This window comes from Herbiconiux sp. L3-i23, from assembly GCF_023734115.1.
GTDB lineage: Bacteria > Actinomycetota > Actinomycetes > Actinomycetales > Microbacteriaceae > Naasia.
This window is the reverse complement of the sequence record NZ_AP025737.1, coordinates 2,071,238-2,091,387: the sequence shown is the minus strand read 5'-3', so window position 1 is coordinate 2,091,387 and position 20,150 is coordinate 2,071,238. Positions and strand designations below refer to the sequence as shown.

Genomic DNA, 20,150 nt, shown 5'->3' with positions numbered 1-20,150 from the left:
TACTCCGCCGCTGCCTACGATCGCCCCTATGCGTTTCACCCCCTCCGTGCTCTCCTCCCTCGACGGCCGCTACTCCATCGCCAAGGCCCCCGGCATCGACGCCCCCGCGGCGCAGCAGGACCCGGCGGTCGTCGCGACCGTCACCTCGATGCTGCAGGACATCGAGAAGCGCGGACTCGACGCGGTCGGCGACGCCGCCCGCAAGCTCGACAACTGGGACGGACGCGACTTCGAGCTCTCCGCCGAGCGCATCGCCGAGAGCGGATCGCGCATCGCCCCCGACCTGCGCGCCGCGATCGAGCTCGGCAGCGAGCGCACCCGCGCCTTCGCCCGAGTGCACCGCGCGCACCTCGAGGACTTCGAGGTCGAGCTCGTGCCGGGGCTCGTCACCGGAACGCGGTACGTGCCCGTCGGCAAGGTGGGCGCCTATCTGCCCGCCGGCCGCTTCCCGCTCACCGCGTCGGCATTCATGACCGTCGGCGTGGCGAAGGAGGCGGGCGTGCCCGACGTGATCGCGTGCACCCCGCCGCAGCCGGACGGCGGACCGAACGACGCCGTGCTCTACGCGGCTCACCTCTCCGGGGTCGACCGCGTCTACGTCATCGGGGGAGTGCAGGCGCTCGCCGCGATGGCGTTCGGTCTGCTCGAGTCGCCCGTCAACATGGTGGTCGGCGCCGGCAACGCGTTCGTCGCCGAGGCGAAGCGTCAGCTCTTCGGCACCGTCGCGATCGACTTGCTCGCCGGCCCCTCCGAGGTCGCCGTCATCGCCGACGACTCCGCCGATCCCGAGCTCGTCGCCGCGGATCTCCTCGGCCAGGCCGAGCATGGCCCCAACTCGCCGGCCGCCCTCGTCACCACGTCGCAGGCGCTCGCCGACGCGGTGATCGCCGCCGTCGACCGGCAGCTCGAGACCCTCGCCACCGCGTCGATCGCGGGCGCCGCGTGGCGCGACTACGGCTCGGTCATCGTGGCCGCCGACCGTGAGACCGCGGTGCGCCTCATGGACGACCTCGCGCCCGAGCACCTCGAGATCCTCACCGAGGACGACGACTACTACCACTCGGCGCTCACGAACTACGGATCGATCTTCCTCGGGCCCTGGAGCACGGTCGCCTACTCCGACAAGGGCATGGCGGGTACGAACCACACCCTGCCGACCGCGGGTGGTGCGAAGCACAGCGGCGGACTGTCGGTCTCGCGCTTCCTGAAGCCGCTCACCTACCAGCGCATCGCCGAGGCGGCCACGCCGCAGCTCGCGGAGGCGGTGCACGTCATCTCCGAGTCCGAGGGGATGGCCGCGCACGACGCCACCGCGACCATGCGGCTCGATCGTCTGGCCGCGTCGGCCGGGCGCCGCTGAGGGACAGGGACGGGAGCCCGGCGATGGCGCGCACCCTGCGGGTCGCAGCGGTCTCGCACGAGATCCGCATCGGCGATCTCGTCGCGAACCTCGCCGCCGCGTCCGCCGCGCTCGGTCGCGCCGTCGGTGCGGGCGCCGAGTTCATCGTGCTGCCCGAGCTGGCCACGAGCGGCTACGTCTTCGACGACAAGGCCGAGGCGTCCGCCGTGGCCATCCCCGCCGACGATCACCGGTTGCGCGACCTCGCCGCCCTGGTGCCGGCGGACCGCGTCGCGGTCGTCGGCTTCTGCGAGCGCGACGGCGACGAGCTCTTCAACTCCGCGGCCGTCCTGAGCGGCGGGGAGGTGCTGTCGGTGTACCGCAAGTCGCACCTCTGGGCGCGCGAGAAGACGATCTTCGCCACCGGAGACGCCGCCGGCGTCGTCGTCGACACCCCGGTCGGACGGGTGGGAGTGGCTATCTGCTACGACAACGAGTTCCCCGAAGTGCCGCGCGGGCTCGCGCTCGCCGGCGCGGAGGTGCTCGCCCTCCCGGTGAACTGGCCGCTGGTCGAGCGTCCCGACGGCGAGCACGCCCCCGAGATCATCCAGGCGATGGCGGCGGCGCGTTCGTCGCGTCTGCCGACCGTCATCGCCGACCGCCACGGCCTCGAACGCGGAATTCCGTGGACGGGCGGCACGGCGGTCGTCTCGGGCGACGGGTGGATCGTCGCCGGGCCCGAGAACACCGGCGCGCCCGTCGTGGCCGACATCGAGATCGTCGGCCACACGGTGCTCGGCGAGTTCAACGACCTCATCGGCGACCGCCGACCAGAGCTGTACCACCCTGCTCCACGAACCATCGCTCCACCGTCCATCGACTGACTCCGCATCATCGCGGCCGACTCCACAAGGAGCCTCATGTCCTCATCCGCCCCCACCGGCACCGCACCGTCGCGACCCGCCGTCGAGGTCAAGTCCATCGACTGGGTGCCGCTCGACGAGCGACGCGGCAAGCCGACGACCCTGTTCCCGCTGTGGTTCATGTCGAACGCGAACCTCACCACCCTCGCCACGGGCATGGTCGGTGCGGCGCTGGGCGCCTCGTTCGCGACCTCGCTCGTCGCGATCGTCCTCGGCGTGATCGTCGGCACCGTGTTCACGTCGTTCCACTCGGCGCAGGGCCCGCAGCTCGGGCTGCCGCAGATGATCCAGTCGCGCGCCCAGTTCGGCTACCGCGGTGTCATCGTGATCTGCGCGGTCGTCGTGTTCAGCATCGTCGGATTCAACATCTTCAACCAGATGCTCGCCTCGGACGTGGTCGTCATGGTGACCGGTGTCGAGACGCCCGTCGTGAACTACATCGTGGTCACGGCACTCGCGCTGGCGCTCGCGATCTTCGGATACCACTGGATCCACCGCGCGCAGACCTGGCTCACCTGGCTGTTCCTCGCCACCTTCGGCGTCTTCACCGTCGCCGCGGTGATCCTGCTGCCGCTGCCCGCCGACCAGCTCGGCTTCGGCGGATTCAACTGGCCCGGGTTCCTCGTGCAGTTCGGCGCGGCCGCGGCGTATGCCCTCGGCTGGGCGCCGTACGTGTCCGACTACTCGCGCTACCTGCCGCCCCAGACCTCGCCCCGCAAGGCGCTGTTCTACACCTCGGCGGGCGTCATCGTGGGCGCCGGCTGGCTGATGGTGCTCGGCGCGTTCGTCGCCGCCCTCTTCGCCGGAGCAGCCCCGCTCGACGCGGTCCGCGACGCCGCCGACGAGGTGCTGCCGGGGGCCGGGTTCTGGCTCCTCATCTCGGCACTGCCCGGGCTGGTCACGGTGATCACGGTCAACATCTACGCCTCCGCGCTCGAGCTGATCACGATCGTCGCGTCGTTCCGCTCGATCCGGCCGACGCGCACCGTCCGGGTGATCGCCTGCTCGATCATCGCCCTCGCCGGTTTCCTCGGCGCCGCGCTCAGCACGGGCGAGTTCCTCGCGAACTTCAGCAGCTTCCTCGTGGTGCTGCTGTACGTGCTCGTGCCGTGGACGTCCGTCAACCTGGTCGACTACTACCTGGTGCGCCGCGGCCACTACGCGATCCGCGAGATCTTCACCCCCGGCGGCATCTACGGCAACTGGGCGTGGCGCGGCCTCGCGGCGTACGGGATCGGCATCCTCGCCATGATCCCGTTCGTGGTGACCGCGTGGTTCACCGGGCCGATCGCAGCGGCGATGGGTGGCATCGACATCGCCCTGTTCGTGGGACTCATCGTGTCGGCCGTCGCCTACCTGCTCTTCGCCCGCTCGCTGAACCTGGCGGCCGAGCGCGAGCAGGCGCGACGCGACGCGTCCGAGCACGGCGAAGAAGCGGTCGCGTTCGCCGGTCGCGAAGCACCGGTCGAGACCGCGCCCGAGCAGTCGCTTGGACGCTGACCCGGCGGAGAGGTCGAAGCGCGGGGCCCGGTTCCGGGTCCCGCGCTTCCCGTGCAGCCCTGCCGTCCGGGCCTGTCGGGTCGGCGTAACGTGATGCCGTGACCGCGCCGACGACCTCCGAGATCGTCGCGGTGGCGGTCGGGGGAGTGATCGGCACCGGGCTCCGGTGGGGCCTCGACCTCCTGCTCCCGCACGCCGCCGACGAGTTCCCGACCAGCACCCTGATCACAAACCTGCTCGGCACCTTTCTCCTGGCCGCGCTGGTCGCCGGCGTATGGATGCGCCCGCGAACGCCCGTCTGGGTGAAGGCGGGGTTGGGGCCTGGGGTGCTCGGCACCTACACGACCTTCTCGGCGGTGGCGCTCGCCCTCGTCACGCTCGTCGATGCGTCGCGGCCGGGGATCGCCGCGCTGTACTTCGTGCTCTCGCTGGCGGGCGGGCTCGGCGCCGCGGTCGCCGGTATCGCCCTCGGCAGTCGCGCCCTGGCTCGCCGTGCGCCGGAGGCTCTCGAGTGAGCCCGGCGCTCGTCGCCGCGGTACTGCTCTCGGGCGCCGTGATGGCGGTGGTCCGCTTCCTCGTCGCGACGTGGGCGTCGTCGCGGCGTCGATCGGCGGTGACGACCGGGTTCCCAGCTGCCGTGCTGATCGTCAACGCGGTCGGGTCGGCGATCGCGGGCGCCGCGGCGGGCTTCGCCGCGGCGGGCCTTCTGCCGTCCGAGATCGAAACGGTGCTGCTCGTCGGCATCGCGGGCGGCCTGACGACGTTCTCCACTTTCAACGTCGAGACCGTGCAGCTGGTGCTCGCGCGCCGCTATCGCATCGCCATCACGAGCGTCGCCGCGAACTACGCGATAGGCATCGCCTTCGCGGCCGCCGCCTACTACGCCACCCAGGCCCTGGCATCCTGAACCCGAGCCGGCCCTCGAGCCCCGCCCTGCCGAACTCGAAGGTGCACGGATCAGGAGAATGTGCGCGGATCAGGAGAAGCGGCGCGAACCCTCCTGATCCGTGTGCGAGTTGCCCAGTTTCGGGCGAGAACTCCTGATCCGTGCACCCGGGCGGGATGCGCCGGGCTGCTCAGGAGGCGAGGTGATGGCGGATCCAGTCGCCCGCATCCGACGGAGCGAGTCGGCCGGTGCGCAACTCGCGCGAGAAGGTGAGGGCGGCTTCGCTCAGTTGCCCGTCCGCGGACCCGGGGGCGTCGCCGAGGACGTGGATGCTGCTCCACCGGGCGGCCCGCTCACCGAGCAGCACGGGGGCGACCGCCATGCCCGCGAAGTGGCGCACCTGTCCGTCGGTGCCATCATCGAATCGGCGGCGGAACCCGCGACCCGAGAAGCGGTTGCGGCCGCCGGAAGCGAGGTCGAGGTAGCCGAGCGGCCCAAGGCGGATGCCGGCGCAGTTCCACGCGAGTGCGCGCAGGAAGCGCTCGACGGTCAGGTCCTTGCGCGCCAGGCGGTCGGCCACCTGCGCGAGGCGCTCGACGGCAGCGACGGTGGACACGATCTCAGCCTGCCGCATCGCGGATGACCGAACCCTGGAACAACCGGTCGGGATGCGTCGTTGGCGTGGGGGAGCGTTCCGCTCGACAGCCTTCAACCGAGAGACCGGTGCGCCGAATGTCAGACCACGCGAGCTTCAACGACACGATCATCGAGGAGTTCCGCGCCAACGGCGGAACCGTTTCGAGGTTCGGTCGCAGCCTCGTCCTCGTTCACCACGTCGGAGCGAAGAGCGGGATCGAGCGCATCGCCCCGGTGATGGCCATCCGCGACGGCGACGACGCCTGGCTGATCGCCGCGTCGAAGGCCGGCGCCGACGACCACCCCGCCTGGTACCACAACCTGCTCGCTAACTCCGACGTCACCATCGAGACGGCGGACGAGCCGGCCGTCGACGTCCACGTCACCGACCTGCAGGGCGAAGACCGCGACGTCGCCTGGGCGCGGTTCACGTCGATGAGCCCGGGATTCGCCTCCTACGAGAAGCGCACGTCTCGGGTCATCCCGGTGCTTCGCCTGGCGCGCCGCGGCTGACGCCGACGCGAGCGGGTCAGGGTCGGCGTACCGCACCGGCCCACACCCAGCTGCGGCGGGTCCGGCCGTCCTTCATCTCGAACTCGACGAGCACTGCTCGTTCTGTCCAGGCGAGCACCCGCCCCTCGATTTCGGCGATCGCCTCGCTGCGGAACGGCACCCACGCGATGACCTTGTTCTCGCGGGTCGCCTGCGTGACCTGCTCCCCGACCTGGGCTCGTTCGAGCGAGACCGGCTCGGCCCGGATGACCGTCTCGGCGACCGCTCGGTAGCTCAGCTCGGTGTCGTATCGCCTGTTCCGCCCCACGCCCGGAACCCTAGGACGAGCCCCCGACGCCGCCCGCGGCCCTCGGTCATCGAGTAGGGCGAAGCCCGTATCGAGAGCGCACGCTGCGGTCTCGATGCGCTTCGCTTACTCGACCCTGGGCCCACCGCGCACGCTTGCGCGGGGGACTCGATACGCTCCTTCGTCGCTACTCGACGACCGGTGGAGGCAGCCCGCCCGTTGAGCGAAGCGATATGAAGATCACGAGTCTCCACACCGGTCGTCGAGTAGGCGCGCCAGCGCCGTATCGAGACGGCTCGAGTAAGCGAGGAACGAGCGCATCGAGAGCACACGCTGTGGTCTCGGTGCGCTTCGCTTACTCGACCCGTTTCGATACGCTCCTTCGTCGCTACTCAACGACCGGGATGGAGTCCGCCCGCCCCGCGAAGCGATACGAAGGGCGCGAGTCTCACCCGGTCGTCGAGTAAGCGAAGCGCACCGAGACGGCTCGAGTAGCGAGGAACGAGCGTATCGAGAGCGCAGCCACGGAGTTCGGCACTGTGGTCTCGATGCGCTTCGTTTACTCGACCCTGGGCCCATGGCGCACGCTTGCGCCAGGGACTCGATACGCTCCTTCGTCGCTACTCGACGACCGAGTTGAACCCGGTCGTTGTGTAGGGCGAAGCCCGTATCGAGTCGGCTCGAGTAAGCGACGGAGGAGCGCATCGAGAGTGCAGCGCCGGTGGCCGCCCGGTCAGTTCGCGGGAGCGGGCACGGTCACGGTCCACCGGATCGGGTTCGTCCAGTAGGGGACCTCGTTCGGGTCGGGCTCGAACATCGCACTGTCGGCGAGCCCGCGCCACTCGAGGGCGGCGAGAGTCTCGCCGTCGGGCACCGGCACTACGAAGCAGGTGACGCCGTCATAGGGGACGTCGTACTCGTCGACGAGATCGGTCTCGCAGCTGCTCGCGAGTCCACCGGTGTTGCCGAGCACCACCTGACCCGCCTCGTCGCCGCTGTCGAGGATCGGGATGAGCATCAGCCTGCTCGCGTCGACATCGGCGTACTGCACGTAGACCTCGACGGGCACCATGCCCGCGAGCGACTCGTCGGCGCTCTCGTCGTCGAACCGGTCGCGGCTGCCGGGGATCGCGCCGAGCACCGTGGCGCCCTGGGTCTCGACGTCGGATCCCGCCGTCACCGACATCCAGGCGACGTCGCCCTCTTGCAGCTCGGTGCCCGGCGCAACGAACTCGCCCGGCTGACCGAATTCGATGGGCTCGAAGTCGGGCCCCGCCGGCTCGGGAGAGGAGCAGGCGGTGAGCAGAAGCACGGCTCCCGCGGCGGCGAGAAGAGCGGTCAGAGGTCGGCGCATGCGGAGGTCTCCTGATCGTCGGCGTCAGACGAATCTATGAAGAGGAGGATCGACGAGCCCGCGAAGCAGCAGAGAGGCGAGCGGCGAGAAAGACCGGAGGTCGCCGGGAAGAGCGAAGTGGAGGGGATGACGGGAATCGAACCCGCGTAATCAGTTTGGAAGACTGAGGCTCTACCATTGAGCTACATCCCCGCGTGCTCAGCCGGGGCCGAACAGCGGTGAAAGCCTAACGTATCGGCTCGGCGCTCGCGGCCACGGCCGCCGCCGCGTGTCACCTCCGCGGCACCGCCCGGTACGCCGCCCGCTGGTCGGGCGCGAGGTGCTCGGTCGCGTAGCTCAGCATGGTGCGCGGCATCCCTCCCGCGTTCGCATCGAGGAACCCGAGCAGGTCGTCGCGGCTCACGCGCTTGCCCACTTCGCGGAGCATCCACCCGACCGCCTTGTGCATCAACGGCTCAGGATCTCCGAGTAGCCGCCCCGCGAGAGCGAGAGTGGGCATCGGGTCACCGGACTTGATGAAGGCGAAGGTCGCGAGCACGGCGGCGCGTCGCTCCCACTGGCTCGGGGCCGCGGCGAGTTCGTCCAGCAAGGGCGACTTCCGAGGGTCCGCACCCTCGCCGAGCAGATACTCGCCGATCAGGTACTCGGCGGACGCGTCGATGAGATCCCAGTTATTCACTCGCCCTGCCCGCAGGGTATCGAGGTAGAACCGGTGCAGCTCGGCGCGACGGCCGTGTCGGACCTCGACGCCGCCGTCGTCGCCGCGACCGGCCGCGGACGCCTTCCACTGGCCGACCAGGATGACGAGCGCGATGAGACGGTGCTCGTGCATGGCGCTGTCGAGCAGGTCCCGCAGGTCGCCGGGGGAGAGGTCGGTGTATCCCTTCGCGATCCGCCGCAGCACCGGAACCCGCACTCCGACGAATCGATCGCCCTCGCCGTACTGGCCAGGACCGGTCTTGAAGAAGCCCTGCAGGAACCGACCCGTCTCCGGGTCGGCGACGGCATCGATCTCGGCCTTGACATCGTCGACGGCGGTCATGGCGGCCACCCTACGGACAACCGCGCGGGCGCACAGACCAGGGCGCCTGTCAATACCCCCGCGAAGGGGCACGCGCGCCAATACAGTGTCGGGAACGGTGTCAACATCCGCCTCGGCAACGGTGCCGACAGCCACCCACGGAAGGCCACCCGCCATGTCTGACCTGCACTGGAGCGACGGATTCGGCAAGCCCGTCGACGCCCGCGAATCGAGCCGAATCGCCATGCCGCTCGACCCCGACGGCGCCCGCCGACACCACCGCCTGAGCCTCGCCGGCCTCTTCGGCCACCACGGTCGCCGGACCACCTACCGTGCCACCGGGATGGGTCGGGTGAAGCACTTCCTCGGCATCGGAGCCTGATCGGCTGACCCGGCTGCCGCCCCGCTCAGCGCGCGCCAGCGCGACTCGGCTAGACTCTCCCGCGGCCTGATCACCGAAGACCGCTTCACCGGGACGAAGGTCGAAAGACCGGGGCGTAGCTCAGCTTGGTAGAGCGCCCGCTTTGGGAGCGGGAGGCCGCAGGTTCAAATCCTGTCGCCCCGACTGGTGCGAACGGACCGCCTAGCGGATGCCGGTCACGCCACGAGGCCCACGCCAGACGTACGAACGAGGAAAGCACATGGTCACGTCCACCGTCGAGAAGCTCAGCCCCACCCGGGTGAAGCTCGCCATCTCGGTGACTCCTGAGGAGTTCAAGCCGAGCATCGACCACGCCTACAAGCACATCGCGGAGCAGGTGAACATCCCCGGCTTCCGCAAGGGCAAGGTGCCGCCGCCCATCATCGACCAGCGCGTCGGCAAGGCCGCCGTCATCGAGCACGCCGTCAACGAGGGCCTCGACCGCTACTACCGTCTCGCCCTCGCCGATCACGACCTCAAGGCGCTCGGCCGCCCCGAGGCCGACGTCACGAAGCTCCCCGAGATCAAGGACTTCTCCGGCGATCTCGAGATCACCGTCGAGGTGGATGTCCGCCCCGAGTTCGACCTGCCCGCCTACGACGACCTGACCATCACGGTCGACGCCGCCGAGGTCGACGACACCGAGGTCGACGCCGAGCTCGAGCGCCTGCGCAGCCGCTTCGGCACCCTCATCACGGTCGACCGTCCCGCCAAGGCCGGCGACTTCGCCCAGCTCGACCTCGTCGCCACCATCGACGGCACCCAGGTCGACAACGCCACCGGCATCTCCTACGAGATCGGCTCCGGCGAGCTCATCGAGGGCATCGACGAGGCCCTCGACTCGCTCTCCGCCGGTGAGGAGACCACCTTCGAGTCGACGCTGCTCGGCGGCGACCGTGAGGGCGAGAAGGCCGAGATCAACGTCAAGCTCATCGCCGTCAAGGAGCGCGAGCTGCCCGACGCCGACGACGACTTCGCTCAGATGGCCAGCGAATTCGACACCCTCGACGAGCTCAAGGTGCAGCTGCGCGAGCAGGTCGCCCGCTCGAAGACCTTCGGTCAGGCCACGGAGGCGCGCAACAAGCTCGTCGACACGCTCCTCGAGCAGGTCGAGATCCCCGTGCCCGAGAGCCTCGTCGAGGACGAGGTGCACCGTCACCTCGAGCAGGAGAGCCGCCTCGACGACGACACCCACCGTGCCGAGGTGAAGGAAGCCAGCGAGAAGACCTTCCGCCAGCAGCTGCTGCTCGACGCGATCGTCGACAAGGAGAACGTCAAGGTCGGCCAGGGCGAGCTCACCAACTACGTCATCCAGGCGGCGACGCAGTACGGCATGCAGCCGCAGGAGTTCGCCGACGTGCTCCAGCAGAACGGCCAGCTCCCCGGCGTCATCGCCGAGGTCGCCCGCTCGAAGGCACTCGCCGTCGTGCTCGGCAAGGCCAAGGTCGTCGACACCGAGGGCAACGCCATCGACATGACCGACTTCACCGCTCAGGGCGGCGACGAGGACGACGCGTTCGACGTCTCCGCCGCCACTCAGGCGTTGCAGGACGCGAACAGCCACGACCACGACCACGATCACGAGGGCCACAGCCACTGATCGTCGCGTGACAGACGAAGGCCCCCGCTCGAGTGAGCGGGGGCCTTCGTCGTCCCTGCCCCGAGGGGGCTTCGCGGCGGTGCGGCGGGCTCGTCAGGGCTGCTGCAGGCGGCGGCCCACCGTCGCTCCGGCCCAGAACGCGATCAGCACGAAGCCCAGGCCGGTGAGCAGCCCGCCCCATGCCGCGGCGACAGACGGACCGAACGGCCCGAATGATCCGGTCGGCGGGAGGGTCGAAGTCTGGAGCGGCGCATACGCGAACCATCCGAAGCTGCGCGGCTGGCTCGCGTCCCAGATGAACAGCAGAACGCCGATCAGCGCGATCATCGCGCCGGCGATGAGGACCGCGCGCAGCCAACCGGAGTGAGCGTCGACGTTTCGTGAATCGGGTCCCGGAGTCGCCATGCCGTCAGCATGGCACGCGAACCGCGGCGGAGACGGCCTCCCATCTCCGCGATCCGGTGGCGGACCGAATGCAGGAGATTTTCTCGAGACGGGCCGAGAAAGGGGCCTTTGCGGGGGTTCTCGAGCAATTTCTCCTGCATTCGGTCCGGCACTCGGCTTCGTGGGACCGGCGGTCGGACAGGTCAGCCGAGGAGGCCGCGCACGATGGAGTCGCCCGAGTGGGTCGGGTCGCCGTCGGCAGGCTCCTGCGACACGTCGATGATCGGATACTCGCCGAGGTCGACGTCGGCCGGGATGGTGAAGCGGCCGGTCGACCCGTCGAGCACGCCGAGGCTCACGAGCGCGGTCGCATCGCGCGTCAGCAGCCACACTTCGCGGTAGCCGTCGCCGTCCGACGCGTCGAGCGTGACGCGGACATCCCTCGCCCCATCCGGCGACTCCTCGACGACGGCCTCGCCCTCGGCGCCCAGCCAGTCGGGGAGCGGCTCCAGCGCGGCCGAGGCCACGACGGTCGGTCGCGTCGCCTGCACGGCGACGACCACGGCGGTGACCACGCCTGCCGCGGCGAGCGTCGTCGCGATGACGGCGACCGCAGCGCGGCGACCGATCCGGCGTCGCGGAACCACGTCCGGCGGGCCCGACGCGGACGCCGGTGTCGTCGTCGTGGGGGAGACATCGCGGTCGAGGCCGAGCTCGTCGGCGATCGCCGACCACACCCGGGGCGCCGGTTCGGCCAGGCGTTCGTCGCCGAGGCCGGCGCGCCCGACGGCGACGGTGGCGCGCAGTTCTTCGAGCTCATCCTGGCACTCGGGGCATCCGGCGAGATGGTCGCGAATTCGGGCATCGGTGTCCTCGCCGAGCGCCATGAGCGCGAGCGCTTCGGGGTCGACGTGCGGGGGACGGTCACTGGCCGACATGGCTCGCCTCCAAACGCTTCCGCAGTCGCTGCAGACTTCGGCGGATCAAGCTCTTCACACTGCCGAGGGGGAGTGCGGTGCGCTCGGCGATCTGCACGTGCGTCAGGCCGTCGAAGAACGCGAGCCGGATGACGCGCTGGGCATCGGGCTCGAGGTGCGCGATCTCATCGGCCATCATCAGTCGGTCGGCGATGTCGACATCGTAGGACTCCGCATCGAACAAGCCGCTCGCCACCGCGCGTTCATGCAGTCTGCGCACGTGCGACCTGGCTTCGTGGGTATCGGCGATCTTCTTGCGGGCGATACCCACGAGCCACGCGGGCAGCGGGCCCCGCTCGGGATGGAAACGGTCGCGCCCCGTCCACGCGGCTACGAAGGTCTTCTGGGTCACGTCTTCCGCATCGCCGACGTCGCCGAGCGAGCGCAGCGCGAGGGTGTAGACGAGCGCTCCCCACCTCGCGTAGGCCGCGGCGACGGCGCGCTCGTCGCCCGCCACGAAACGTGCTTCGAGCAGGCGGGTGTCGTCCGCCTCGTCATCGGGCCGGACGGTGCCGTCGGAATCGGTCATGTCGCCTCCGTCGCCAGCACGACGACGTTGTCCGAGTATGTCCTCGTCACCTCGTCGAAACCACCCCCGCAGGTGATCAGGGCGAGAGTCGGCGGCCCCGTCCGATCGAACACGTCGAGGGAGGCGAGGTCGGCTTTCGGGACGTGGGTCACCGACTCGACCAGGTAGTCGTGCGCCGCACCGTCCGCGGTCGTGACGGTGACGGTCGCGCCCACCGCGACGTCGCGCAGGGCGACGAACGGGCCGAGGCCGAAGCGCAGCGAGTCGACGTGCGCCGCGACCACGGTGTTGCCCGCCGGCCCGCCGGGCGCGGCGCTCCACCGGTACCAGCCGGCGACCGATGGGTCGTCGGGGATCTCCATGCCGCCGTCCGCGCGCACCCCGGTGGGGACGATCGGGACGTCGACGCCCACCGACGGCAGCGCGACGCGTGCCGGGGGAGCAGGCTCCGGCGCGACCGGCGGCAGCGCGGCGGATCGGACCTCGGGGTCGACGGCAGCCCTGCGGATCTGCGATTCCTGCTGCGACGGCCCCCCGGCCGGTGACATCGGCCGGGGGACCGCCGCAGGATCGGAACCGGGAGCGCTGCAGGAGGCGCTCCCGGCCGCCGCGGCCACGACGAGGGCGGCCGCGACGAGTGGTCGGCTACGGTGCACGGTCAGCGGCGCGCGGTCGCGTGCCGCCGCGCGAACGCCAGGCCGACGGCGGCGACGAGCACCGCACCTGCCGCGATGATCGGCAGCACCGGGACCGGCTGCTCGGCTGCGAGCCCCGCCTCGCCGGTGTTCACCCCGTCGGGCGATCCGTGGAGTCCGTCGATGGTCTGCAGTGCGAGCGCCAGGTTGCCGCCCTCGGCGCTGCCCCACGCGTAGACGATGGTGTTCGCGCCCTCCGCCACCGTCACATCGGCCGGGCCGATCACGGGGTCGGTCGTGCCCGCGAGCGCGACGGATGCGTTCACCGTGCCCGCCGGCAGGTTCAGGATCGCCTCGTTCGGGTTCGTGAGACCCGACACGACGGCGGTTCCTCCCGCCAGGACGTCGACGGCCGGTGCGGCCGCGACGTGTCGCACGGTGAGCCGCCCCTCGGACGGTGCGGTGGTCGAGATGTCGTTGGTGAAGACGGTCACGGTCGGTTCCCCGGCCTCGTCGAGATGCGCCGCGGCGGTGTAACTGGTGCCGGCCGCGAGCTCCACATCGAGCGGGCCGAGCACGGGAGCAGTCGTGTCGGTGGCGTCCGGTGCCGTGATGACGATGCTGTAGCTCCCCGCAGGCAGATCGAGGGGGCCTGCGAGATCACCGGGCGCGAAGTCGTCGAGCGTGAGCTCCTCGTCTACCCAGACATCGACCGGGGTGTCCGGGATGGCGTGCAGCACGGCGAGGTCGGCGGTGCTGTCCGAGATGGCGGCGGCCGGAGCCGCGGCGACGGCGGCGACGCCGGATGCGAGACCTATGGCGACGATGCCGATGGTCGTCTTCTTCATCGTTTCGTTCCTCTCGTGAGGCCCCGAGGCGGGTGCCTCTCGACCTCACTTCCGGACGGATGCGGTGATTGGATGCACCCGAGCCACGGGTCCCATCCGCGGCTGACGCCCACGGCGAACAGCGACATCCGCCCCTGTTCACTTCGATAGATTCGTGAGGACGTAAACGACAAGGAGTCACACCAATGGCCGAACCCGTCATGCAGCAGAGTGTCTTCGACCGCCTTCTCCGCGACCGCATCATCTGGCTCGGATCCGAGGTGCGCGACGACAACGCGAACGAGATCGCGGCCAAGCTCCTGCTGCTCGCCGCGGAAGATGCCGAGAAGGACATCTACCTCTACATCAACTCGCCCGGCGGCTCGATCACGGCCGGCATGGCGATCTACGACACCATGCAGTTCGTGCCCAACGACATCGTGACCGTCGGCATCGGCATGGCCGCGTCGATGGGTCAGCTGCTGCTCACCGCGGGCACCAAGGGCAAGCGCTACATCACGCCCAACGCCCGCGTGCTGCTGCACCAGCCGCACGGCGGCTTCGGCGGCACCGCGAGCGACATCCAGACCCAGGCGCAGCTCATCCTCGACATGAAGAAGCGTCTCGCCGAGATCACCGCGTCGCAGACCGGCAAGAGCGTCGAGCAGATCAACGCCGACGGCGACCGCGACCGCTGGTTCAGCGCGCAGGAAGCCCTCGAGTACGGGTTCGTCGACCACATCCGCGAGTCGGCCAGCGACGTCACCGGCGGCGGCGGAACGCTCGAGCCCTCCACCAAGGGCGAGCTCTGATCAGGCCTCCCGAGCAGAAACGGAAGAACTACACGAAATGACGAACTACGACTTCGGTGGCACCGCGTTCGGTCAGGGTGAGGCGCCCTCGTCGCGTTACATCCTGCCGAGCTTCGAAGAGCGCACCGCCTACGGCTACAAGCGTCAGGACCCCTACGCCAAGCTCTTCGAGGACCGCATCATCTTCCTCGGCGTCCAGGTCGACGACGCGTCGGCCGACGACATCATGGCGCAGCTCCTCGTGCTCGAGAGCCAGGACCCCGACCGCGACATCGTGATGTACATCAACTCGCCCGGTGGCTCGTTCACCGCGATGACGGCGATCTACGACACGATGCAGTACATCCGTCCGCACATCCAGACGGTCGTGCTCGGCCAGGCCGCGTCGGCCGCCGCGGTGCTGATGGCCGCGGGAACCCCCGGCAAGCGTCTCGCGCTGCCGAACGCCCGCATCCTCATCCACCAGCCCGCCACCGGTGACGCCGGCCGCGGTCAGGCGTCCGACATCGAGATCCAGGCCCGCGAGATCATGCGCATGCGCGAGTGGCTCGAGGAGACGCTGTCGCGTCACTCGAACCGCAGCATCGAGCAGGTGAATAAGGACATCGACCGCGACAAGATCCTGTCGGCGAGCGAGGCGCTCGAGTACGGCCTCATCGACCAGGTGCTCACCAGCCGCAAGAACCTGCCCGCACTCGTCAAGTAACGAGCGGGCGCCGGAAGGGCCGTCGGGAGACCGGCGGCCCTTCTTCTCGTCCCCGAGGAGGAACCAATGTCGCCCGACGAAATCCGCATCGTCGACTCCGCCGCTCTCGCCGCGCCGCGCGGCGCGTACAGTCACGTCGTCCGGGTCGGTGACACGGTCTACACCTCGGGCTTCGGGCCGTTCACGGCCGAGGGTCCGATCCCCGAGGGCATCGTCGCGCAGACCGAGCAGGCGCTCGACAACGTCGAGACCGCGCTCGCCGAGTTCGGGTTGAGCCTCGCCGACGTGGTCAAGACGACCCTGCTGGTGCAGCACCTCGACCGCGACTTCGCCGGCTGCAACGAGGTGTGGGCGCGCCGCTTCGGCACCCCGTTCCCGGTGCGCACCATCATGGGCGTCGACCTGCCGGGTGTGCTCGTCGCCGTCGACGCGATGGCGGTCCGCCGCGACGCATGACGTCGATCGACGCTCCGATCCGCCTCGTTAGCACCTGATGTCGCCAGTGCGGGTTAGGCTCTTTGCCACGGCAACGGCTCCGTGAAGACGGAGCACCGGGAGGGGTACGGGATGGCGCGAATCGGTGAGAGCGCAGACCTGCTCAAGTGCTCTTTCTGCGGGAAGAGCCAGAAGCAGGTTCAACAGCTCATCGCGGGCCCCGGCGTGTACATCTGCGACGAGTGCGTCGAGCTGTGCAACGAGATCATCGAAGAACGTCTCGCCGAAGCCGGCGAAGAGACGAGCAGCGAGTTCGACCTGCCGAAGCCGAAAGAGATCTACTCCTTCCTCGAGGAGTACGTCATCGGTCAGGAGCAGGCCAAGCGCTCGCTGTCGGTGGCCGTCTACAACCACTACAAGCGCATCCGCTCGCGTCAGACGCTGACGCCGGCCGAGGCCCTCGCCGACGACGTCGAGATCGCCAAGAGCAACATCCTGCTCATCGGTCCGACCGGGTGCGGCAAGACCTACCTCGCGCAGACTCTCGCCAAGCGCCTCAACGTGCCCTTCGCCGTCGCCGATGCGACCGCGCTGACCGAGGCGGGCTACGTCGGCGAAGACGTCGAGAACATCCTCCTCAAGCTCATCCAGGCCGCCGACTACGACGTGAAGCGCGCCGAGACCGGCATCATCTACATCGACGAGGTCGACAAGATCGCCCGTAAGGCCGAGAACCCGTCGATCACGCGCGACGTCTCGGGCGAGGGCGTGCAGCAGGCGCTGCTGAAGATCCTCGAAGGCACCGTCGCCTCGGTGCCGCCGCAGGGCGGTCGCAAGCACCCGCATCAGGAGTTCATCCAGATCGACACCACGAACGTGCTGTTCATCGTGGCCGGTGCGTTCGCGGGACTCGAGGACATCATCTCCAACCGCGCAGGCAAGAAGGGCATCGGCTTCGGCGCCCCTCTGCACAGCAAGGGCGACGAGATGAACCTCTTCAGCGAGGTCCTCCCCGAAGACCTGCACAAGTTCGGTCTCATCCCCGAGTTCATCGGCCGACTGCCCGTGGTCACGACCGTGACGCCGCTCGATCAGCACGCGCTGATGCAGATCCTCACCGAGCCCCGTAACGCCCTCGTGCGCCAGTACCAGAAGATGTTCGAGATCGACGGCGTCGAGCTCGAGTTCGACCGCGGTGCGCTCGAGGCGATCGCCGATCTCGCCGTGCTGCGTCAGACGGGAGCGCGCGGACTCCGGGCGATCCTCGAAGAGGTGCTGGGGCCGATCATGTTCGAGGTCCCGTCGAGCGACGAGGTCGGCCGGGTGGTCATCACCCGTGAGGCCGTCGCCGAGAACGCGGCGCCGACCATCGTGCCCCGCAAGCCGATGCGGGCCGAGAAGAGCGCCTGATCCGTCGCTGAGAAAGCATCCCACTCGTGGGGCGCTTCGGCGTGTCGTGTTAGCTTTGCCCAATGGCTATGACATTGAGGCTGCCCGAAGACCTCAACGCTCAGCTCTCGACGATCGCCGAAGAGTGGCACGTCTCGAAGCACGCAGTGCTGCTTCAGGCCGCCGAACTCCTCGTCAGCCGGGAGACCCGAAAGGCTGAGATCTCCGCGGGCATCGAACGCATTCTCGAATCCGACGCCGACCTGATGCGGCGGCTCGCCGAAGTCTGAGCCGGGCGCTCAGTTCGGGCCCTTCGCATCGAGTGGTGCGGGCGGGCGGCGTCGTCAGAGGGCGAAGCGCCGCGCGTCGAGTCCGGTAGCTCCGTCGGGGAGCACGCCCTGCTCCTTGGCGGTCTGCACCTCGCCGGTCTTCGATGTGGCGCGCACCCGTGCAACGTGGTTGCCCGGCTCGACCTCGACGAGTGCCCGCCACTGACGCCAGGTGTCGACGCTGATCTCGTCCGCCAGCTCCGCCGCCCGCCAGTCGCCGTCGTCGATCTGCACCTCGACCGTCTCGATACCCGTTCCGGGCTGCCACGCGAACCCCGCGAGCGTCACGGTTCCGTCGGCGGCAGGGGACACGACGTCGATGCGGCTCGACAGCTTCACCGGCCCGCGCTCGCCCCACCCACGGTCGGTCCAATACGCGCTCGCCCGGTCGTAGCGCGTGACTTCGAGTTCGACCACCCATTTCGTCGCCGACACGTAGCCGTACAGGCCGGGCACGACGAGTCGGGCCGGGAAACCGTGCTCGACGGGGAGCGCCTCGCCATTCATCCCGACGGCGACGATGGCGTTGCGGTCGTCGGTGAGCGCGTCGATGGGCGAGCCGGCCGTGAAGCCGTCGGTGCTGCGCGAGAGCACCATGTCGGCGTCGGGGGAGGGGCCCGCCCGTTCGAGCAGGTGCCGTATCGGGTAGCCGAGCCAGGTCGCTGTCGAGATCAGGTCACCGCCGACCTCGTTCGACACGCACAGCAGGGTGGTCGTCGACTCCTCGAGGGGCAGAGCGAGCAGCTCGTTCCAGGTGATCTCGACCTCCTCGTCGACCATGCCGGTGATCCGCAGCGACCAGTCGGCCGGATCGATCTCCGGTACGACCAGTGCGGTGTCGATGCGGTAGAAGTCGTCGTTGGGGGTGATGACGGGCGGCAGGCCGTCGATCGAGAAGCTCGCGCCGGACGGCGGCGCCGCGGCGGTCTTCGTCGCGGCGGGCAGCCGCACGTCCGCGATGAGGTCGCGGGCGCGTCTCGCGGACGAGCCGATCCACTGACCCCCTGCCACCGCCACGAGACCGGCAGTGCCGGCGACCGCGCTGAGTCGAAGAAAGTTCCGACGATCACCGACTGATCGCGGGGTCGCCTCGGGCCGCGCAGACGTCCGATCGGCGTCGAGGCCGTCGCGCACCCGACGGATGAGGCGGTCGAGCAGGATCGCGGCGAGCACCGTCCCCGCCGCCGCCGGCACGCTGGAGAGCATCCCGCTCTCCGGGCGCGTCAGCGCGGCGACGAGGGACACGACTCCGAGTGCCACGAACACCAGAGCGCCCCACGGCGGGCGTCGGCGCTGCAGGATGCCGGCGAGTGCCCCGAGCACCGACACGGCGACGACGAGCAGGACGATCAAGGCGGGCTTGTCGCCCGTGCCGAACAGGGCGATCATCGTCTCCTTCGCCCACGACGGGGCGAGATCGATGAGCCAGGTGCCGATCGACACGAGCGGACTCGCGCTCGGCGCGAAGATCCCCGCGATCAGCTCCGACGCACCGAGACCCGCGGCCGCCGACGCGAACCCGGCGAGAGCCGCCCATCCCGCCGGTCGCTTCATAGGGCACAGGCTATCCCCGCCGCCCGAGCGGCCGCCGTGCCGAGCGCTAGCGTGGGCAGGTGCAGAACGAGCGCTACATCCACGGCCATCACGAGAGCGTGCTGCGCTCGCACACCTGGCGCACCGTCGGGAACTCCGCGGCATACCTCGTCCCGCACCTGCGGCCGGGGCTCGAGCTCCTTGATGTCGGCAGCGGCCCCGGCACCATCACTGTCGACTTCGCCGAGCGCGTCGCCCCCGGGGATGTGGTCGGCGTGGATGCCGCCGAGGTCATCGTCGAGCAGGCGCGGTCGCTCGCGACCGAGCGCGGCATCACCAACGCCCGCTTCATCGTCGGAGACGCGTACGCGCTGCCTCTCGACGACGACAGCGTCGACATCGCACACGCCCACCAAGTCCTGCAGCACCTGGCCGATCCGGTCGCGGTGCTGACCGAGATGGCGCGGGTGGTGAGGCCCGGCGGGCTGATCGCGGCGCGCGACGTCGACTACGGCGGCTCCATCTGGTTCCCCGAGATCGACGGCCTCGGCGAGTGGCTCCGGCTCTACGACGCGGTGGCTCGGGCGGGCGGCGGCGAGCCCGACGCGGGCCGGCGACTCGGCGCGTGGGCTCGTGCGGCGGGTCTCACCGACGTGACCAGCACAGCGTCGATCTGGGCTTTCGCCTCCGACGAGGAGCGGCAGTGGTGGGGTGGCCTCTGGGCCGACCGTGCGGTGCGATCGTCGTTCGCCGAGCAGGCGCTCGAGGCGGGGCTCGCCACCCGCACCGACCTCGAGCGTATCGCCGACGCGTGGCGGACCTGGGCGGAGCATCCCGACGGATGGTTCTCCTTCCCGCACGGCGAGATCGTCGCCCGGGTCGCCTGAGGCAGATCCTTCCGAGCACGAGTCGTCCGAGCCGGATCGTCCCTGCCCGAATCGTCCGCGGGGGTTGAGTTCGGTGCGCGGGCGGCGTTACTGTGGGCGAGCCGTTCGAGGCAGGAGAGGAGGCCGCATCATGGAAGCGATCCCAGCGTTCCCGGCCTCCGTCATCGCGGGCTGACCCCGAAGGTCCGCCCCGCGTCGCGTCGTCAGCCGACGCCACCGCCGTCGCAC

At 69.8% G+C, this 20,150-nt stretch carries 24 protein-coding genes and 2 tRNA genes; 15 read left to right on the top strand and 11 right to left on the bottom strand.

Annotated features, from left to right (window positions below):
* Positions 1–28: 28 nt before the first annotated feature.
* The 5 genes from hisD (at position 29) to NGH83_RS09925 (ending at position 4,669) form a co-directional block, all read left to right on the top strand.
* Complete coding sequence (hisD, locus tag NGH83_RS09945) at positions 29–1,360, top strand: histidinol dehydrogenase (RefSeq protein WP_251856103.1); 1,332 nt, start codon at positions 29–31, stop codon at positions 1,358–1,360.
* 23 nt (positions 1,361–1,383) lie between these two features.
* Positions 1,384–2,223 (top strand): nitrilase-related carbon-nitrogen hydrolase, encoded by an 840-nt coding sequence (locus tag NGH83_RS09940; protein WP_251856102.1) that lies wholly within the window; start codon positions 1,384–1,386, stop codon positions 2,221–2,223.
* 36 nt (positions 2,224–2,259) lie between these two features.
* A complete protein-coding gene (locus NGH83_RS09935; protein ID WP_251856101.1) occupies positions 2,260–3,762 on the top strand; it encodes a cytosine permease in 1,503 nt (500 codons plus the stop codon).
* Positions 3,763–3,860: 98 nt separating this feature from the next.
* Positions 3,861–4,277, top strand: coding sequence for a CrcB family protein (locus NGH83_RS09930; protein WP_251856100.1), 417 nt, complete (start codon positions 3,861–3,863; stop codon positions 4,275–4,277).
* Positions 4,274–4,669: a CrcB family protein gene (locus tag NGH83_RS09925; RefSeq protein ID WP_251856099.1), complete on the top strand. Its 396-nt coding sequence runs from the start codon at positions 4,274–4,276 to the stop codon at positions 4,667–4,669. The genes NGH83_RS09930 and NGH83_RS09925 overlap by 4 nt, the downstream gene beginning before the upstream one ends.
* A gap of 169 nt (positions 4,670–4,838) precedes the next feature.
* Here NGH83_RS09925 and NGH83_RS09920 read toward each other — a convergent pair whose 3' ends face one another.
* A complete protein-coding gene (locus tag NGH83_RS09920; RefSeq protein WP_251856098.1) occupies positions 4,839–5,264 on the bottom strand; it encodes a hypothetical protein in 426 nt (141 codons plus the stop codon).
* Positions 5,265–5,380: 116 nt separating this feature from the next.
* On the opposite strand from NGH83_RS09920, the gene NGH83_RS09915 reads away from it, so the two are divergent.
* Positions 5,381–5,797 carry a nitroreductase family deazaflavin-dependent oxidoreductase gene (locus NGH83_RS09915; protein ID WP_251856097.1) on the top strand — a complete coding sequence of 139 codons (417 nt, stop codon included), beginning with the start codon at positions 5,381–5,383 and terminating at the stop codon, positions 5,795–5,797.
* A gap of 16 nt (positions 5,798–5,813) precedes the next feature.
* Here NGH83_RS09915 and NGH83_RS09910 read toward each other — a convergent pair whose 3' ends face one another.
* From NGH83_RS09910 to NGH83_RS09895, 4 genes are all read right to left on the bottom strand, one after another.
* Positions 5,814–6,104, bottom strand: coding sequence for a hypothetical protein (locus NGH83_RS09910; RefSeq protein WP_251856096.1), 291 nt, complete (start codon positions 6,102–6,104; stop codon positions 5,814–5,816).
* A gap of 712 nt (positions 6,105–6,816) precedes the next feature.
* Positions 6,817–7,437: a hypothetical protein gene (locus NGH83_RS09905; protein ID WP_251856095.1), complete on the bottom strand. Its 621-nt coding sequence runs from the start codon at positions 7,435–7,437 to the stop codon at positions 6,817–6,819.
* A 118-nt stretch (positions 7,438–7,555) separates the two neighbouring features.
* Positions 7,556–7,629 (bottom strand) — tRNA-Gly (locus NGH83_RS09900).
* A 79-nt stretch (positions 7,630–7,708) separates the two neighbouring features.
* A complete protein-coding gene (locus NGH83_RS09895) occupies positions 7,709–8,479 on the bottom strand; it encodes a DNA alkylation repair protein (RefSeq protein WP_251856094.1) in 771 nt (256 codons plus the stop codon).
* Between the two features lie 154 nt (positions 8,480–8,633).
* Between NGH83_RS09895 and NGH83_RS09890 the strand changes: the two genes are divergently transcribed.
* From NGH83_RS09890 to tig, 3 genes are all read left to right on the top strand, one after another.
* Complete coding sequence (locus NGH83_RS09890; protein ID WP_251856093.1) at positions 8,634–8,840, top strand: hypothetical protein; 207 nt, start codon at positions 8,634–8,636, stop codon at positions 8,838–8,840.
* A 109-nt stretch (positions 8,841–8,949) separates the two neighbouring features.
* Positions 8,950–9,023, top strand: a tRNA-Pro gene (locus NGH83_RS09885).
* Between the two features lie 76 nt (positions 9,024–9,099).
* The gene (gene tig / locus NGH83_RS09880) at positions 9,100–10,479 is read left to right on the top strand and encodes a trigger factor (RefSeq protein ID WP_251856092.1); all 1,380 of its coding nucleotides are present in this window, start codon (positions 9,100–9,102) and stop codon (positions 10,477–10,479) included.
* Positions 10,480–10,572: 93 nt separating this feature from the next.
* Here the strand turns inward: tig and NGH83_RS09875 are convergent, their stop codons facing one another.
* The 5 genes from NGH83_RS09875 to NGH83_RS09855 all read right to left on the bottom strand — a co-directional run bounded on the left by NGH83_RS09875 (position 10,573) and on the right by NGH83_RS09855 (position 13,852).
* Positions 10,573–10,884, bottom strand: a complete 312-nt coding sequence (locus tag NGH83_RS09875; protein ID WP_251856091.1) for a hypothetical protein — start codon at positions 10,882–10,884, stop codon at positions 10,573–10,575.
* Between the two features lie 182 nt (positions 10,885–11,066).
* A complete protein-coding gene (locus NGH83_RS09870; protein WP_251856090.1) occupies positions 11,067–11,801 on the bottom strand; it encodes an anti-sigma factor in 735 nt (244 codons plus the stop codon).
* Complete coding sequence (locus tag NGH83_RS09865; protein ID WP_251856089.1) at positions 11,788–12,369, bottom strand: RNA polymerase sigma factor; 582 nt, start codon at positions 12,367–12,369, stop codon at positions 11,788–11,790. The genes NGH83_RS09870 and NGH83_RS09865 overlap by 14 nt, the downstream gene beginning before the upstream one ends.
* A complete protein-coding gene (locus tag NGH83_RS09860) occupies positions 12,366–12,917 on the bottom strand; it encodes a class F sortase (protein ID WP_251856088.1) in 552 nt (183 codons plus the stop codon). Before NGH83_RS09860 ends, NGH83_RS09865 begins: the two co-directional genes overlap by 4 nt.
* Before the next feature lie 110 nt (positions 12,918–13,027).
* On the bottom strand, positions 13,028–13,852 hold the full coding sequence (locus tag NGH83_RS09855) for a DUF4397 domain-containing protein (protein ID WP_251856087.1): 825 nt from the start codon (positions 13,850–13,852) through the stop codon (positions 13,028–13,030).
* 185 nt (positions 13,853–14,037) lie between these two features.
* Here NGH83_RS09855 and NGH83_RS09850 point away from each other — a divergent pair, with 185 nt between their 5' ends.
* From NGH83_RS09850 to NGH83_RS09830, 5 genes are all read left to right on the top strand, one after another.
* Positions 14,038–14,643, top strand: a complete 606-nt coding sequence (locus NGH83_RS09850; RefSeq protein ID WP_251856086.1) for an ATP-dependent Clp protease proteolytic subunit — start codon at positions 14,038–14,040, stop codon at positions 14,641–14,643.
* Between the two features lie 37 nt (positions 14,644–14,680).
* Positions 14,681–15,349, top strand: a complete 669-nt coding sequence (locus NGH83_RS09845) for an ATP-dependent Clp protease proteolytic subunit (protein WP_251856085.1) — start codon at positions 14,681–14,683, stop codon at positions 15,347–15,349.
* A gap of 66 nt (positions 15,350–15,415) precedes the next feature.
* On the top strand, positions 15,416–15,805 hold the full coding sequence (locus NGH83_RS09840; RefSeq protein ID WP_251856084.1) for a RidA family protein: 390 nt from the start codon (positions 15,416–15,418) through the stop codon (positions 15,803–15,805).
* A gap of 111 nt (positions 15,806–15,916) precedes the next feature.
* Positions 15,917–17,194: an ATP-dependent Clp protease ATP-binding subunit ClpX gene (gene clpX / locus NGH83_RS09835; protein WP_251856083.1), complete on the top strand. Its 1,278-nt coding sequence runs from the start codon at positions 15,917–15,919 to the stop codon at positions 17,192–17,194.
* A 62-nt stretch (positions 17,195–17,256) separates the two neighbouring features.
* Positions 17,257–17,463 (top strand): hypothetical protein, encoded by a 207-nt coding sequence (locus NGH83_RS09830; protein WP_251856082.1) that lies wholly within the window; start codon positions 17,257–17,259, stop codon positions 17,461–17,463.
* 54 nt (positions 17,464–17,517) lie between these two features.
* Here the strand turns inward: NGH83_RS09830 and NGH83_RS09825 are convergent, their stop codons facing one another.
* Positions 17,518–19,056: a molybdopterin-dependent oxidoreductase gene (locus tag NGH83_RS09825; RefSeq protein ID WP_251856081.1), complete on the bottom strand. Its 1,539-nt coding sequence runs from the start codon at positions 19,054–19,056 to the stop codon at positions 17,518–17,520.
* A 59-nt stretch (positions 19,057–19,115) separates the two neighbouring features.
* Here NGH83_RS09825 and NGH83_RS09820 point away from each other — a divergent pair, with 59 nt between their 5' ends.
* Complete coding sequence (locus NGH83_RS09820) at positions 19,116–19,922, top strand: methyltransferase domain-containing protein (protein WP_251856080.1); 807 nt, start codon at positions 19,116–19,118, stop codon at positions 19,920–19,922.
* Positions 19,923–20,150 lie beyond the last annotated feature (228 nt).